The organism is Ornithinimicrobium avium, assembly GCF_003351765.1.
GTDB classification, from domain to species: Bacteria; Actinomycetota; Actinomycetes; order Actinomycetales; family Dermatophilaceae; genus Ornithinicoccus; species Ornithinicoccus avius.
The window spans coordinates 1805578-1818945 of the sequence record NZ_CP031229.1 but is presented as its reverse complement, the minus strand read 5'-3'; the positions used below and the strand labels follow the sequence as shown (position 1 = coordinate 1818945).

The following is a 13368-nucleotide window of genomic DNA, read 5'->3' as shown; positions in this document are numbered from 1 at the left end:
CGGACCTCGGTCGTGCTCAGGCGTCGTCGTCGATCGGGTCGTCGGTCTGCCTCGCGCCCGCCCGCGCAGCAGCTCGCTGCGCCCGCGAGGGCGGTGGCGTCAGCTCGGGACGGTTGCCGCCGGGTCGCCAGAGCACGTCGCCCTCGCCGGAGCGGTTGGCCACCCGGGCCAGGATGAAGAGCAGGTCGGAGAGGCGGTTGAGGTACTTCGCGGCCAGCGGGTTGACCCCCCCGACCCCCTTGGGGTCGCCGTCGGCCGCCGGCTGGTCGCCGTGCGCGTCCAGCGCCGCCCACGCGGCCCGCTCGGCACGTCGGGACACCGTGCGCGCGACGTGCAGGTGCGCCGAGCCCGGCGTCCCGCCCGGCAGGATGAACGAGCGCAGCTTGTCCAGGCCGGCGTTGAACCGGTCGCAGTCGGCCTCCAGCTCCTCCACCCACCCGGGCTGCGTCCGCAGCGGCTCCCACTCGTAGCTCGCCCGCAGCGGCATCGCCAGGTCGGCGCCCACGTCGAAGAGGTCGTTCTGGATCCGGGTGAGCACCTCCTGCACGTCCCTGGGCAGGTTGCCGCACGCCAGCGCGACGCCGAGGAAGGAGTTGGTCTCGTCGGTGTCCGCGTAGGCGGCGAGCCGCGGGTCGTTCTTCGAGGTGCGACCGAGATCCCCCAGCGCCGTCGTGCCGTCGTCGCCGGTCCGGGTGTAGACACGCGTCACGTTGACCATGCTGGCATCGTCCCACGGGTGGGCAGGCACGGCGACAGGGGTTCGGTCGAAGGCCCGCGCAGTGGTGGACGTCGCAGGTCAGTGGGTCTGTCAGTGGTCGGTGGTCGAGTGTGAGCATGTCGATCAGGAGCAGTCGGGCGGGTGTCGAGGAGGAGTTCTTCGACCCCGGCGACCGGCTGCCCGCAGCGGACCCGGTCACCGTGGCACAAGCTGCTGCTGCCGAGGCGGTGGCGGCGGAGCAGCTGGCTCTCCTCAACGCCGCCGCCGCTGACGGCGTCGACGGGGTGGACGTGCCGGGCAGTCCCGCTGCGGAGGCTGCGTGGGCCGACATCGTCGCGACGTTGGAGGCGGACCTGCTCGACCCGGGCCGGCTGGGCTGGGCCCCGGAGGTCCTGTCCTCGTGCCTGTCGCAGGCGGGGACCGCGTTGGACGTCGCGACCGGGCTGGAGGACGGGGACCTGACGCGGTTGATGGACGAGGCGGTCCGGGACGCGGTCCAGGAGGCCGGGCGCCTGTCGACCCGCACCGAGCGCCTCACGTACGCCCTCGCGGTGCAGGTGCACGCCCGGGGCCTGCACACCGGGGTCGGCCTGTCGTTGGTGGACTGGGTGCGGGCCCGCTGCCCCTTCATGTCCCTGCAGCAGGGGTCGGCCCTGAAGCAGGTCGTGGAGGCCGGCACCCACCACTGGGGTGCACCGCTGGACCGGGCGGTGCGGGAGGGACGCACGTCGCTGGCGAGGGCGGGCAGGGTCGCCCGGGTCATGCTTCGCCTGCGCCGGGCGCTGGACCCCGACCAGGCCGAGGCCTACGCCCAGATCGCCACCGGCGCCGCCTGCAGCACGAAGATCAGTGATGCGGACCTGGGCAAGGTCTGCACCCGGCTGCTGACCGACCTGCTCGACGAGGACCCGGACAGGGGCGAGGACCCCGACGACAGGACCGGCCCCGAGCCGGCACGCCAGGCGTTGCGGTGCGTGACCCGCACCCCGCTGGGCGAGGGCATGGTCCGCTACACCGTCGACGCACCCGTCGAGGACGCACCGATGTTCGACGGCATCCTCTTCGGGCCGCTGGCGACACCGGTGCCCCGGCCGGAGGGGGAGAAGGACTCCCGTGACGCCGGGCAGCGCCAGTACGACGCGGTCAAGACCGTCGTCTCCCGTGGCCTGGCCAACCCCGGGGCCCCCGCCTCGTCGGCGCGGGCGTCGGTGATCCTCACCGTGAAGGCCGATCCGCGGACGGGCCGGCCGACGGGGACCGCGGAGTCCGCGACCGGTGGCACGTGGTTCACCTCCACCGCCGCGGGCAGGTACGCCTGCATGGGGGACCTGACCCCCGTCGTCCTGGGCGAGATGGGTGAACCCCTCGACCTCGGCCGGACACAGAGGTTGGCGTCCCCGGGCCAGTTCAAGGCGCTCCTGGTCAGGGACAAGCACTGCACGTATCCCGGGTGCACGATCCCCGGGACCTGGTGCGAGGTCCACCACCTGATCTGGTGGTGCCGTCACGGAGACACCGACATCGTTCTCCTCGTCCTGCTCTGCCCGAGGCACCACACCGTGGTCCACACCGAGGACCTGATGGCCACCGTCGTCGGCGACGTCGTCACCTGGCACCTGTGACCACCACGCCCCGGCCGGCCCCGCGCGGGCCGAGTCACAGTCATGCCCAGGGGCGGCTCCGGACCATCCGGACACCGGCGAGAACGCGACGAGGTCCGCCGTGCCCCTGGTCGACGCTCAGGTCACCAGCGTCGCGGCCGCGCGGCGCGGGTCGGCGCCTGCCTCGAGGACCCCGTTCGGGCGCAGGACCGCGCCGCCGACGCCGCCGAAGTACATGACCTGGGGCGGGTGCTCGAACCGGGCCATCCCAGCGGCGTCCAGGCTGGCCGCGATCGTGGCGTCCTGCTCGTGCTCGATCTGCGAGGTCCCGTCCGGCAGCCGCCGTGGATGCATCCGTGGCCGGTCGATGGCGGTCTGCAGGCTCTCGCCGTGCCGCGCCAGGTGCAGGATGACCTGCGCCAGCGCCGTGGTGATCCGGTCCGCGCCGGGCGTGCCCAGCGCCATGACCGTCCCGTCGGCGAGGCGGGCGGTGGTGGGCGACATGTTCGAGGCGAGCCGGGTGCCCGGCGCCAGGGCGTGCAGCCCCAGCCGGTTGAGCTCGAGCTCCCCGAGGGCGTTGTTGGCCATCAGGCCGGTCCCGGCGATCGTCATGCCCGAGCCGTAGCCGGCGGAGGCGGTGAGGGCGCACGCCATACCCTCGGCGTCGACGACCGAGACGTGCGCCGTGGAGGCCGACGTGGGCAGCCCGGTGGAGCCGATGCTGTGCAGGGTGTCGAGCAGCTCGGCCCCGGCGGCGGCCAGGTCCTCGGCCGTGTCGATCCGGTCCAAGCGGATGTCGAGGACGTCCTTCATCACCTGGGCCGCGCGGGCGGGGGTGATCTCCTCCTCGTTCGCGTGGAGCAGCCGCAGGATCGCGGTGAGCACGGGCCCGCCGATCGCGGGCGGCGGGTTGCAGGCGAGGTCCCAGGCTCCCAGGCGGCTGCGCAGCGCCGGCCGCACGACGGGGGTGTAGGCCGCCAGGTCGGTCGCGGAGAGCAGACCGCCGCGCTCGCGCATGTCCGTGTCGATGGTGGCCGCGAGGTCCCCCGTGTAGAGGGTCCGCCAACCCTCGGCGCCGATCTGCTCCAGCGTCTCGGCCAGCAGCGGGTCGGCGAGCAGGTGGCCCACCTGCGGGGAGGTGCCGTCGACGGTGAGCAGCTCACGGGTCGCGGGGTCCCAGGCCATGATGGTGCCGGCGACCAGCACGAGGTAGGACTGCGCGGTCCGGCTCAGCGCGAACCCGTTGCGGGTCACGTCGGCCGCGGGCTGGACCAGTGCCGCCCACGGCGCCGCGCCGAAGCGCTCGTGCGCGCAGCCCATCCCGGCGAGCATGCCCGGCGTCGCCACGGAGCCTGGCCCCACGTAGGTGACCATCCCGCCGCCGTACTCCGAGGCCGCCTCGATCAGGCCGGCGCCGAAGCGTTCCTCCGGCTGTCCGCGCCCGGGCATCTCCACGTTGGCGTCGATGACCACCGGCTCGCCGTCGACCGGCCACACGTTGAGGTAGCACCCTCCCAGCGGCGCCACCACCCCCGGCTCGGTGACGGTGGAGACGATCATCGCCGCGATCGCGGCGTCGACCGCCGTGCCCCCCTCGGAGAGCGCGTGCTCGGCGGCGCTCGTGGCGTGCGCGTTGGGGGCGGCGATCGCGGCTCGACGGACCATGGGGACCATCCTGCCGCAGCGCGACATCTCGGGTAGTCAGGAGCAGACTTCTGCCATGACGGTCGATGAGGTCGATGCCTACCTGGCAGCGCTCGAGGAGCCAGGACGGACCACGCTGGAAGCGCTGCGCCGGTCGATCCGGGCCGTGCTCCCGCACGCCGAGGAGGGCATCTCCTACGGCGTGCCGGCCTTCCGGGTCGAGGGGAAGGTGGTCGCAGGCTTCGCGGCGTTCACGCACCACCTGGCCTACCTGCCGCACAGCGGAGAGGTGCTCCCGACGCTCGCCGACCGCCTCACCTCCTACGAGCGCACCAAGAGCTCGCTGCACTTCCCGGCCGACGCTCCGCTGCCGGACGAGCTGGTCAGAAGCCTGGTCGAGGCCAAGCTCGACATCCTCGGCCGGTGAGGTCGGACGCAGTCCCAGTCAAAGGGGCGTGCGGTCGAGCCCGGTGCGGGCGTGCGTGACCAGGTTCGAAGCCACGCCGTGGTCTTCCCGGCGTGCACGATGGCGGAACAGGGCGCATCGTCCCTGGTCGCTCGGATCGTGCACGCCGCACGAAACCGCCCGCCCCGCTCGCAGGCGTCGTCGTCCGGAGGTCGCCGCTCAGAACAGCCGCGACTCCGCGTCGTCCCGGCCCCGGAGCGCCTCGTAGTCCAGCGTCACGCACCGGATGCCGCGGTCGGTCGCCAGGACCCTGGCCTGCGGCTTGATCACCTGGGCGGCGAAGACGCCCTGCACCGGCGCCAGGTGCGGGTCGCGGTTGAGCAGCTCGAGGTAGCGGGTCAGCTGCTCGACGCCGTCGATGTCGCCGCGCCGCTTGATCTCCACGGCGACCGTGGCACCGGCGCCGTCCTTGCACAGGATGTCGACCGGCCCGATGGCGGTCATGTACTCCCGGCGCAGCAGCGTCCAGCCCTCCCCGAGAGTCACGATGTGCTCGGCCAGCAGCGCCTGGAGCTGAGCCTCGACGCCGTCCTTGACCAGCCCCGGGTCGATCCCGAGGTCGTGCGAGCTGTCCGAGAGGACCTCGTGCAGCCGGATGCGCAGGAAGTCCTCGCGCTTGCCGTGCTGGACCAGCCAGACCGACCGCACGCCCTCCTCGCGCTCCAGCTCGTCCGGCTCCTGCTCGGTCATCGAGCAGGGCGGCGCCATCCAGTTCAGCGGCTTGTAGGAACCGCCGTCGGAGTGGATGAGCACCGAGCCGTCCGCCTTGACCATCAGCAGCCGGGTGGCCAGGGGCAGGTGCGCCACCAGGGCACCCTGGTAGTCGACGGAGCACCGGGCGATCACGACACGCACGCCGGTCACCCTAACCCGGGCGCACCGCGTACCCGCAGGGGCGGGGACCTGCGCGTCTGCGCCGGCCTGGGCGTCTGAGAGGATCGGGGCATGCGTGAGATCAGCACCGTCGGGGTCATCGGACTGGGCACCATGGGTGCCGGCATCGTCGAGGTGTTCGCGAGGGGTGGGTTGCAGGTCGTCGGCGTGGAGACGACGCAGGAGTACGCCGAGCACGGCCGCGCGATCCTGCAGGGCTCCACCGACCGCGCGGTGGCCAAGGGGCGGCTCGACGAGGCCGGGCAGGCGGAGATCCTGGGCCGGATCACGATCAGCACCGAGCTGGGGGACCTCAAGGACTGCGACCTGGTGGTCGAGGCGGTGCCGGAGGTGCTCAGCCTCAAGCACGAGGTCTTCGGCAAGCTCGACGACATCGTCGACGCCGGCGCCGTGCTCGCCAGCAACACCTCGAGCCTGTCGATCACCGAGATCGCCGCGCCCACGCGGCACCCGGAGCGGGTGCTGGGCCTGCACTTCTTCAACCCCGCCCCGGTGCTCAAGCTCGTCGAGGTCATCACCACCCTGCGCACCGACGCCGCCGTGCGCGACGCCGTCGTGGCCGTCGCGGACAAGCTCGGCAAGAAGCCGGTCGTGGTCGGCGACCGCGCCGGGTTCGTGGCCAACTACCTGCTGTTCGGCTACTTCACCTCCGCGCTGCGGATGCTCGAGCACGGCCACGTCTCCCGCGAGGACCTGGACACCGCGATGCGCGTGGGTGCCGGCCTGCCGATGGGTCCGTGCACGCTCATGGACCTCGTCGGCCTGGACGTCTGCGACCACATCGGCGAGGTGATCTACGCCCACACCCGCTCGCAGATGCACGCGCCCAGCCCGATGCTCGGCCGGATGGTCACCTCCGGGCTGCTCGGACGCAAGAGCGGCCGCGGCTTCTACACCTACGCAAGGCCCGGCAGCGGTCAGGTGGTCGAGGACGACCTGACGCCGGTCGCCACCGAGCCGGCCGAGGCCGGGTCGGTCGGAGTGGTCGGCACCGGGGACCTGGCCAGCGAGCTGGTGGACCGCCTCGAGGAGGGCGGGTATGCCGTGGTGCACGTCTCCGACGCCGAGGACTCCGAGGAGCTCGCCTCGCTCGCCGGGGCGGACGTCGTCATCGAGGCCCAGGACCTGGACACCGACGTCGACGACCTCGAGGAGCTCGAGCTCGACCTCGAGGCGGACGAGGACCTGGACGACCTGCTGCCGGGGCGCGACCTGGACGACCTCTTCGCCGAGCTCGGCGAGATCACCGGACCGGACACGGTGCTGGCCACCGTCAACAGCGCGGCCGCCGTCGCGCTCGGGGCGGTGAGCGGCCGCCCCGGCCGCAGCCTCGTGCTGCGCGTGCACGCCCCGACCGGCAACGGCCAGGTCGTCGAGATCGGCCGCACCAGCGCCACCGAGGACGACGCCGTGCAGTCCATGCGCGAGCTCGTCGCGCGGCTGGGCGCCGAGCCCGTGGTGTGCCGCGACCGCGCCGGCCTCGTGGTCGACGCCCTGCTCGTGCCGCACCTCAACGACGCGGTCCGGATGCTCGACGAGGGCTATGCCTCGGTGGCCGACATCGACACCGCCCTGCAGCACGGGCTCGGCTACCCGACGGGTCCGTTCGCGATGATCGACCAGATCGGCGCCGACGAGGTGCTCGCCGTGTGCGAGGAGCTGGCCTCCGGCAGCTCGGGCCTCCCGCGGGACTCCGTCGAGGCATCCCCGCTGCTCGTCGAGCACGTCATCCTGGACCGCCCCTTCATCTCCTGAGGGCGGGTCGTCCGTGCCCCGCTCCAACCGCCGGCGCCGCTCGGGGCGACCCGTGCGCAGGGTGGGGGGCGGCGGTACGCCCCCGCCGTTGCGGGAGCCGACCGTCACCGAGGTGCGCTGGGCCGGGCAGGTCTGGGCGGCCCGGCAGGTGCGGGCCAGCACGACCGGCCGGGTCTACCGGTGCCCCGGGTGTCAGAGCGAGGTGGGTGCGGACACTGCGCACACCGTCGCCTGGCCGGTGGAGACGATGAACCAGGTGGACAACCGCCGGCACTGGCACAGCGTGTGCTGGGCCGCTCGCGACCGTCGTCGGCCCGGCGGCTCCTGGGCCTGACGGAGCTGCTCGCACCGGCGGGGCCTCCTGGACCCGTGCAGCCAGGAGCTCAGGCGCGCTCCTGCCGCGGGACGAGCACCTCGTGGTAGATGAGCAGGAGTCCGGCCGCGACCGGGATCGCGATGAGGGCGCCGAGCACGCCGAGCAGCGTTCCGCCGACGAGGACCGCCACCACGGTCACCGCGCCCGGGACCGACACGGTGCGCCGCATGATGTTGGGCACGATGACGTAGTTCTCGAACTGCTGGTAGATGATGTAGTAGACGACGACGATCAACGCGGTCGTGGGGCTGACGGTCAGCGCGGCCAGGGCGACCACGACCGCCCCGAGAGTCGCGCCGACGAGCGGGATGAGGCCGAGCAGCCCGACGAGGACCGCGAGCATCTCCGGGTAGGGGACGTCGAGGATCTTCATCATGATCCACGAGCAGACGCCGTTGATCGTGGCGACGGCACCCTGCCCGAGGGCGTAGCTGCCGACGCGGCGCATGATCTCCTCGGCGATGACCCGCACGCCGCGACGACGGCTGCGCGGGACCATCCGGAAGGCCGCGTCCTTGACCGAGGGCAGGGTCGCCAGCATGTAGAGCGTGAGGATCCCCGAGGTCAGGACACCCACGAGGCTGCCCGCCACCCAGCCGGCGGCGCCCAGGACGCCGCCGAAGACCGTGGAGATGGTGGCGCGGTCCACCGCGAAGCTCTCGATCTCCTCGGTGATCCGCCCGAAGACGTCGTGCTGGGCGTCCAGCTCGGCGATCCACGGGGTGGTCGTGATGCGCTGCACGTAATCGGGGGTCTTGTCCACCAGCATCGCGGCCTGCGAGGCGATCGGCGGCACGACGAGGGAGGCGACGAGGGCCACCGCGCCCACGAGCCCGAGGAAGACGACGAAGACGGCGCCGAACCGGGGTACGCCGTGGCGGGTCAGCCACTGCACGATCGGCTCCAGCGCGAGGGTGAGGAAGACCGCGACCAGCAGGAAGGTGAGCACCGAGGTCAGCCGCGTGAGGTTCTCGACCAGCAGCCAGGCGACGAGCGCCCCGAGGGCGAAGGTGAAGCCGACGTAGAAGGGGGAGGCCAGCGACGTCGCCCGCACGCCCCGCGGATCGTCGGCGCCGGGACCGGGACCTGCGGCCCCAGGGTCGGCACCCGTGGGCACGGCCACGCCCACGTCGGTGGCGTCGCCCCCGTGGGCGGCGGCGCGACCCTGGGTGGTGCCGCCCGTCCGGGCCGTGCCCGTGCCCGTGCCCGTACGAGGATGCACGACGTGGTCGTGCAGCTCGCGCTGCAGCCGGTTGCTCTCGGCGAGCAGCGCCAGCTGCCGCTCCCGGTAGTCCTGCCAGCGCCGCACGGCGTGCCGGCCCGCCCGTGGGACGTGCTGCGGGCGGAGCCGGGTGAGCAGGCTCCTGCGCCGCCTGGGCGGCGGGGCCTCGACGGGCTCCGGTGGTCGCGGCTGGCTCACCCGGCGGGCTCCACGAGCTCGACCAGGACGCCCCCGGCGTCCTTGGGATGCACGAAGTTGATCCGCGAGCCGGCCGTCCCGCGCCGCGGCTCGTCGTAGAGCATCCGCACCCCGCGCCCGCGCAGGACCTCGGCGGCGGCCTCGACGTCGGCGACCCGGTAGGCCAGCTGCTGCAGGCCGGGTCCGTTGCGGTCGATGAACCTGGCGATCGTGGACTCCGGCCCCGTGGGTGCCAGCAGCTGGATCATCGTGCCCGGCTGTCCGCCGCCGGTGTCGGCCGGCCCGACGGCCACCATCGCCTCGCGCACACCCTGCTCGGTGTTCGTCTCCTGGTGCACCAGACGGTTGCCCAGCACCTGCTCGTGGAAGGCGATGGCCTCGTCCAGGTCGGGCACGGCCAGCCCCACGTGGTCGACGGCGAGGAGCAGCTGGCCGAGTCCCTCGGTCAGGCTCCCGCCGCGGGGCGTCTCGTCCGGGGCGGCAGGTGTGGAGCTCATGGCCGCAAGCCTAGGCCCGACCACCGACGCGGACGGTGGGGACGTGCGGTTAGCGTTGCCCCCCATGCACGACCTCCTGCTGCGCGACGTGCGCCTGGTCGATCTCGACGGCGCCGGGACCCAGGCCGAGCCGGTCGACGTCCTCGTCCTCGACGGCGTCGTCGCGCAGGTCGGACCCCGCCCGGCGACGCGGGAGGGGAGGGGCGGGAACGACGTGCCGGAGCACGCCATACCCGTGCTCGAGGGAGCCGGCCGCTGGGCGGTGCCGGGCCTGTGGGACCACCACGTGCACCTGCAGCAGTGGGGCCTGACCAGAGCACGGCTGGACCTGTCCGCCGCGGGCTCGGTCGAGGACGCGCTCGAGACGGTCCGCGGGGCGCTCGCGAGCGGGTCCCTGCCGCCGACCGGTGTGCTCACCGGGTTCGGGCACCGCTCGGCGACCTGGGCCGAGCAGCCGACCCGCGCGGCGCTGGACGGGGTGACCGGGGAGGTCCCCGTCGTGCTGATCAGCGCGGACTGCCACCACGGCTGGCTCAACGGTGCGGCGCTGCACAGGCTGGGCCTGCCGCCGGGCGACGGCGTGGTCTGTGAGGCGGAGTGGTTCCGGGCCTACGACCTGCTGACCGACCTGCCGGGCTCGGGCACCCAGACCGCGGCCGCCGTGTCCGCCGCGGTCCGCGACGCGCTCGCGCGCGGGGTGGTGGGTGTGACCGACCTGGAGTTCGGGCGTCCGTGGGAGCTGTGGCGCGACCGGCACGAGGCGGGGGGGCAGGTGCTGCGCGCCCGGGTCGGCGTCTATCCCGAGCACCTCCAGCACGTCCTCGACGCCGGCGCGCGGACCGGCGGGCCGGTCGCCGGCACCGGAGGGCTGGTCACCATGGGGCCGCTGAAGATCATCAGCGACGGCTCGTTGAACACCCGCACGGCCTGGTGCCACCAGCCCTACGCCGACGGGCACCTGCTGGCCCACCCCCGCGGGGCCGCCAACCACGACGCCGCCCAGGTGCGCGACCTGCTCGCCACCGCAACGGGCGCAGGGCTCGAGGTCGCGCTGCACGCGATCGGTGACGCCGCGGTCCACCAGGCGCTCGTCGCCTTCGCGCAGACCGGGGCGCGCGGGGGGATCGAGCACGCCCAGCTCGTCGACCCCGCCGACCTGCCCCTGTGGGCCGGTCTGCCGGTGCGCGCGAGCGTGCAGCCGGCGCACCTGCTGGACGACCGTGCCGTGACCGAGCAGTGCTGGCCGGACCGGGCCGACCGCACCTTCACCCTGCGCAGCTTCCTCGACCACGGGATCGAGCTGGTCCTCGGCTCCGACGCCCCCGTCGCGCCGCTCGACCCGTGGCTGGCGATGGCGGCCGCGGTCCACCGGGGGCCGGTCGAGGAGGACAGCTGGCACCCCGAGCAGGCGCTCACGCCGCGCGAGGCGCTCGCCGCCTCCGTCGACGGTCGAAGGCTGTGCCCCGGGGCGCCCGGCGACGTCGTCCTCCTCGACGCCGACCCGCTCGCACCTGCAGGTATGCCGTCGCGCGAGCAGGCGCGCGCACTGCGTTCGGCATCGGTCTCCGCGACCGTGCTCGCCGGCCAGCTCGTGCACGGCCGCTGACCCGGGGACCCGGCTCCCTGGCGCCCCCCGTCCGCACTACGATGGGCCAGGAGCACCCCTCCCCACGACTGCCGCTGGAGGCACATCATGAGCACCCCGACCACCACGTCCGTCCTCGTCGCCGGGGCACGCACCCCGATGGGCCGGCTGCTCGGCTCGCTGTCCGGCTTCAGCGCCGCCGAGCTGGGCGGGTTCGCCATCGAGGGCGCCCTGGAGAAGGCCGGTATCACCGGTGACCAGGTCGACTACGTGATCATGGGCCAGGTCCTCACCGCCGGCGCCGGGCAGATCCCGGCCCGCCAGGCCGCGGTCAAGGGCGGCATCCCGATGGACGTGCCCGCGCTGACCATCAACAAGGTCTGCCTCTCCGGCCTCGACGCGATCGCGCTGGCCGACCAGCTCATCCGCGCCGGCGAGGTCGAGATCGTCGTCGCCGGCGGCCAGGAGTCGATGTCCCAGGCCCCTCACCTGCTGGAGAAGTCCCGCAGCGGCTACAAGTACGGCGACGTCACCGTGCGCGACCACATGGCCTACGACGGCCTGTGGGACGCCTTCACCGACCAGGCGATGGGCGGCCTCACCGAGGACGCCAACACCGCGGACCGCGAGTTCACCCGCGAGGAGCAGGACGCCTTCTCCGCCCGCAGCCACCAGCGCGCGGCCGCGGCGTGGGAGGCCGGCCTGTTCGACGAGGAGGTCGTCGCCGTGGACATCCCCCAGCGCAAGGGCGACCCGGTGTCCTTCAAGACCGACGAGGGGATCCGCGCCGAGACCACGACCGAGTCCCTCGGCAAGCTGCGTCCGGCCTTCTCCAAGGACGGCACCATCACCGCCGGGTCCGCCTCGCAGATCTCCGACGGCGCCGCCGCGGTCGTGGTCATGAGCAGGGCCAAGGCGGAGGAGCTCGGGCTGACCTGGCTCGCCGAGATCGGCGCCCACGGGATCGTCGCCGGTCCCGACTCCACGCTGCAGAGCCAGCCGGCCAACGCCATCGTGGCGGCCTGCAAGAAGGAGGGCATCGAGCCCACCGACCTCGACCTGCTGGAGATCAACGAGGCCTTCGCCGCGGTCGGGCTCGCCTCGACCAAGGAGCTGGGCGTGGACCCGGAGCGGGTCAACGTCAACGGGGGCGCCATCGCGCTGGGCCACCCGATCGGGATGTCCGGGGCGCGGCTCGTCCTGCACCTGGCCCTGGAGCTGCAGCGGCGCGGCGGTGGCGTCGGTGCCGCCTCGCTGTGCGGCGGCGGCGGGCAGGGCGACGCGCTCGTCGTGCGCGTCCCGGCCGGGCAGCCGGCCTGACCGCCCACCGCGCGGGTGTGCGGTGCGGTCGACCGGGCCTCCCGGTCGCCGCACCGCCCTGCGGGCCGCGACGGGGGAGCTGAGCGTGCGCTCCCGCCGGGAGGTCGACGTGCCCGCGCTGGTCGAGGCGGCCAGGGCGGGCAGCCCGCGTGCCCTCGGCCGGCTGATCACGCTCGTGGAGAACGCCGACCCGGCCCTGCGCGAGGTCATGGCCGCGCTGGCCCCGCACACCGGGCGGGCGCGGGTCGTCGGGCTCACCGGCAGCCCCGGCGTCGGCAAGTCGACCAGCACCTCGATGCTCGTCGGCGAGCTGCGCGCGAAGGGGCTGCGGGTGGGGGTGCTCGCGGTCGACCCCTCCAGCCCGTTCTCCGGCGGGGCGCTGCTGGGCGACCGGATCAGGCTGACCGAGCACGCGCTGGACCCTGAGGTCTTCATCCGCTCGATGGCCTCCCGCGGTCATCTCGGCGGGCTCTCCCGCGCCACCCCGCAGGCGCTGCGCGTCATGGACGCGGCCGGGTGCGAGGTCATCCTGGTCGAGACCGTCGGCGTGGGACAGAGCGAGGTGGAGGTCGCCGGGCTGGCCGACACCACGGTGGTGCTGCTGGCCCCGGGGATGGGCGACGGCGTGCAGGCGGCCAAGGCCGGGATCCTCGAGATCGGCGACGTGTTCGTGGTCAACAAGGCCGACCGCGACGGGGCGCCGGCCACCGCGCGCGAGCTGCGCCACATGATCTCCCTGGGGGAGAGGCTCGGCCCGCAGGACTGGCGCCCGCCGGTGCTGATGACCGTGGCCGCCGACGGCGAGGGCGGCACCGAGGTGGTCGAGGCGCTCGACAAGCACCTGGTCTGGCTGCAGCAGCACGGCGAGCTGGAGCAGCGGCGCCGGGTACGGGCCGCGCGCGAGGTCGAGGCGCTGGCTCTGCACGAGCTGCGCGGCCGGATGGGTGGGCTGTCCGCGGACGGCGACGGCGTGCTCGGCGAGGCGGCCGAGGAGGTGCTCGCCGGGCGCCTGGACCCCTACGCCGCGGCGGACCGGGTGGTCGCCGAGCTCAGCGGCCGCGGCTGACCCGCAGCCGTCCGGCCGCTCTCCTG

At 73.8% G+C, this 13368-nt stretch carries 12 protein-coding genes; 7 read left to right on the top strand and 5 right to left on the bottom strand.

The genetic code is table 11. From position 1 onward, the window contains the following. Positions 1 to 16: 16 nt before the first annotated feature. Positions 17 to 718, bottom strand: coding sequence for a cob(I)yrinic acid a,c-diamide adenosyltransferase (locus DV701_RS08240; protein ID WP_114927885.1), 702 nt, complete (start codon positions 716 to 718; stop codon positions 17 to 19). Positions 719 to 834: 116 nt separating this feature from the next. On the opposite strand from DV701_RS08240, the gene DV701_RS08235 reads away from it, so the two are divergent. Next, positions 835 to 2340, top strand: a complete 1506-nt coding sequence (locus DV701_RS08235; protein WP_114927884.1) for an HNH endonuclease signature motif containing protein — start codon at positions 835 to 837, stop codon at positions 2338 to 2340. A 117-nt stretch (positions 2341 to 2457) separates the two neighbouring features. On the opposite strand, the gene DV701_RS08230 is transcribed toward DV701_RS08235, so the two are convergent. After that, positions 2458 to 3984, bottom strand: a complete 1527-nt coding sequence (locus DV701_RS08230) for a gamma-glutamyltransferase (RefSeq protein WP_114927883.1) — start codon at positions 3982 to 3984, stop codon at positions 2458 to 2460. A 55-nt stretch (positions 3985 to 4039) separates the two neighbouring features. Here DV701_RS08230 and DV701_RS08225 point away from each other — a divergent pair, with 55 nt between their 5' ends. Beyond that, complete coding sequence (locus tag DV701_RS08225; RefSeq protein ID WP_162802915.1) at positions 4040 to 4390, top strand: iron chaperone; 351 nt, start codon at positions 4040 to 4042, stop codon at positions 4388 to 4390. 198 nt (positions 4391 to 4588) lie between these two features. Here DV701_RS08225 and nucS read toward each other — a convergent pair whose 3' ends face one another. Then, complete coding sequence (gene nucS / locus DV701_RS08220; RefSeq protein ID WP_114927881.1) at positions 4589 to 5284, bottom strand: endonuclease NucS; 696 nt, start codon at positions 5282 to 5284, stop codon at positions 4589 to 4591. 90 nt (positions 5285 to 5374) lie between these two features. Here nucS and DV701_RS08215 point away from each other — a divergent pair, with 90 nt between their 5' ends. Then, positions 5375 to 7078, top strand: a complete 1704-nt coding sequence (locus tag DV701_RS08215; protein ID WP_114927880.1) for a 3-hydroxybutyryl-CoA dehydrogenase — start codon at positions 5375 to 5377, stop codon at positions 7076 to 7078. Positions 7079 to 7166: 88 nt separating this feature from the next. Then, positions 7167 to 7412, top strand: coding sequence for an ATP/GTP-binding protein (locus DV701_RS08210; protein ID WP_114927879.1), 246 nt, complete (start codon positions 7167 to 7169; stop codon positions 7410 to 7412). 49 nt (positions 7413 to 7461) lie between these two features. Here DV701_RS08210 and DV701_RS08205 read toward each other — a convergent pair whose 3' ends face one another. After that, on the bottom strand, positions 7462 to 8874 hold the full coding sequence (locus DV701_RS08205) for an AI-2E family transporter (protein WP_114927878.1): 1413 nt from the start codon (positions 8872 to 8874) through the stop codon (positions 7462 to 7464). Then, positions 8871 to 9371, bottom strand: coding sequence for a methylmalonyl-CoA epimerase (mce, locus tag DV701_RS08200; RefSeq protein WP_114927877.1), 501 nt, complete (start codon positions 9369 to 9371; stop codon positions 8871 to 8873). The genes DV701_RS08205 and mce overlap by 4 nt, the downstream gene beginning before the upstream one ends. 64 nt (positions 9372 to 9435) lie before the next feature. On the opposite strand from mce, the gene DV701_RS08195 reads away from it, so the two are divergent. The 3 genes from DV701_RS08195 (at position 9436) to meaB (ending at position 13342) form a co-directional block, all read left to right on the top strand. Continuing rightward, positions 9436 to 10977 (top strand): amidohydrolase, encoded by a 1542-nt coding sequence (locus DV701_RS08195; RefSeq protein ID WP_114927876.1) that lies wholly within the window; start codon positions 9436 to 9438, stop codon positions 10975 to 10977. 87 nt (positions 10978 to 11064) lie between these two features. Continuing rightward, positions 11065 to 12276, top strand: coding sequence for an acetyl-CoA C-acetyltransferase (locus DV701_RS08190; protein ID WP_114927875.1), 1212 nt, complete (start codon positions 11065 to 11067; stop codon positions 12274 to 12276). A gap of 85 nt (positions 12277 to 12361) precedes the next feature. Further along, positions 12362 to 13342 (top strand): methylmalonyl Co-A mutase-associated GTPase MeaB, encoded by a 981-nt coding sequence (gene meaB, locus DV701_RS08185; protein ID WP_407669367.1) that lies wholly within the window; start codon positions 12362 to 12364, stop codon positions 13340 to 13342. Positions 13343 to 13368 lie beyond the last annotated feature (26 nt).

What these genes read in the sequence shown, in the direction of transcription:
- DV701_RS08225 (WP_162802915.1), top strand. Translation starts at nt 4,040, where the DNA reads ATGACGGTCGATGAGGTCGATGCCTACCTGGCAGCGCTCGAGGAGCCA.
- DV701_RS08195 (WP_114927876.1), top strand. Translation starts at nt 9,436, where the DNA reads ATGCACGACCTCCTGCTGCGCGACGTGCGCCTGGTCGATCTCGACGGC.
- DV701_RS08215 (WP_114927880.1), top strand. Translation starts at nt 5,375, where the DNA reads ATGCGTGAGATCAGCACCGTCGGGGTCATCGGACTGGGCACCATGGGT.
- DV701_RS08230 (WP_114927883.1), bottom strand. Translation starts at nt 3,984, where the DNA reads ATGGTCCGTCGAGCCGCGATCGCCGCCCCCAACGCGCACGCCACGAGC.
- DV701_RS08235 (WP_114927884.1), top strand. Translation starts at nt 835, where the DNA reads ATGTCGATCAGGAGCAGTCGGGCGGGTGTCGAGGAGGAGTTCTTCGAC.
- DV701_RS08240 (WP_114927885.1), bottom strand. Translation starts at nt 718, where the DNA reads ATGGTCAACGTGACGCGTGTCTACACCCGGACCGGCGACGACGGCACG.
- DV701_RS08190 (WP_114927875.1), top strand. Translation starts at nt 11,065, where the DNA reads ATGAGCACCCCGACCACCACGTCCGTCCTCGTCGCCGGGGCACGCACC.
- mce (WP_114927877.1), bottom strand. Translation starts at nt 9,371, where the DNA reads ATGAGCTCCACACCTGCCGCCCCGGACGAGACGCCCCGCGGCGGGAGC.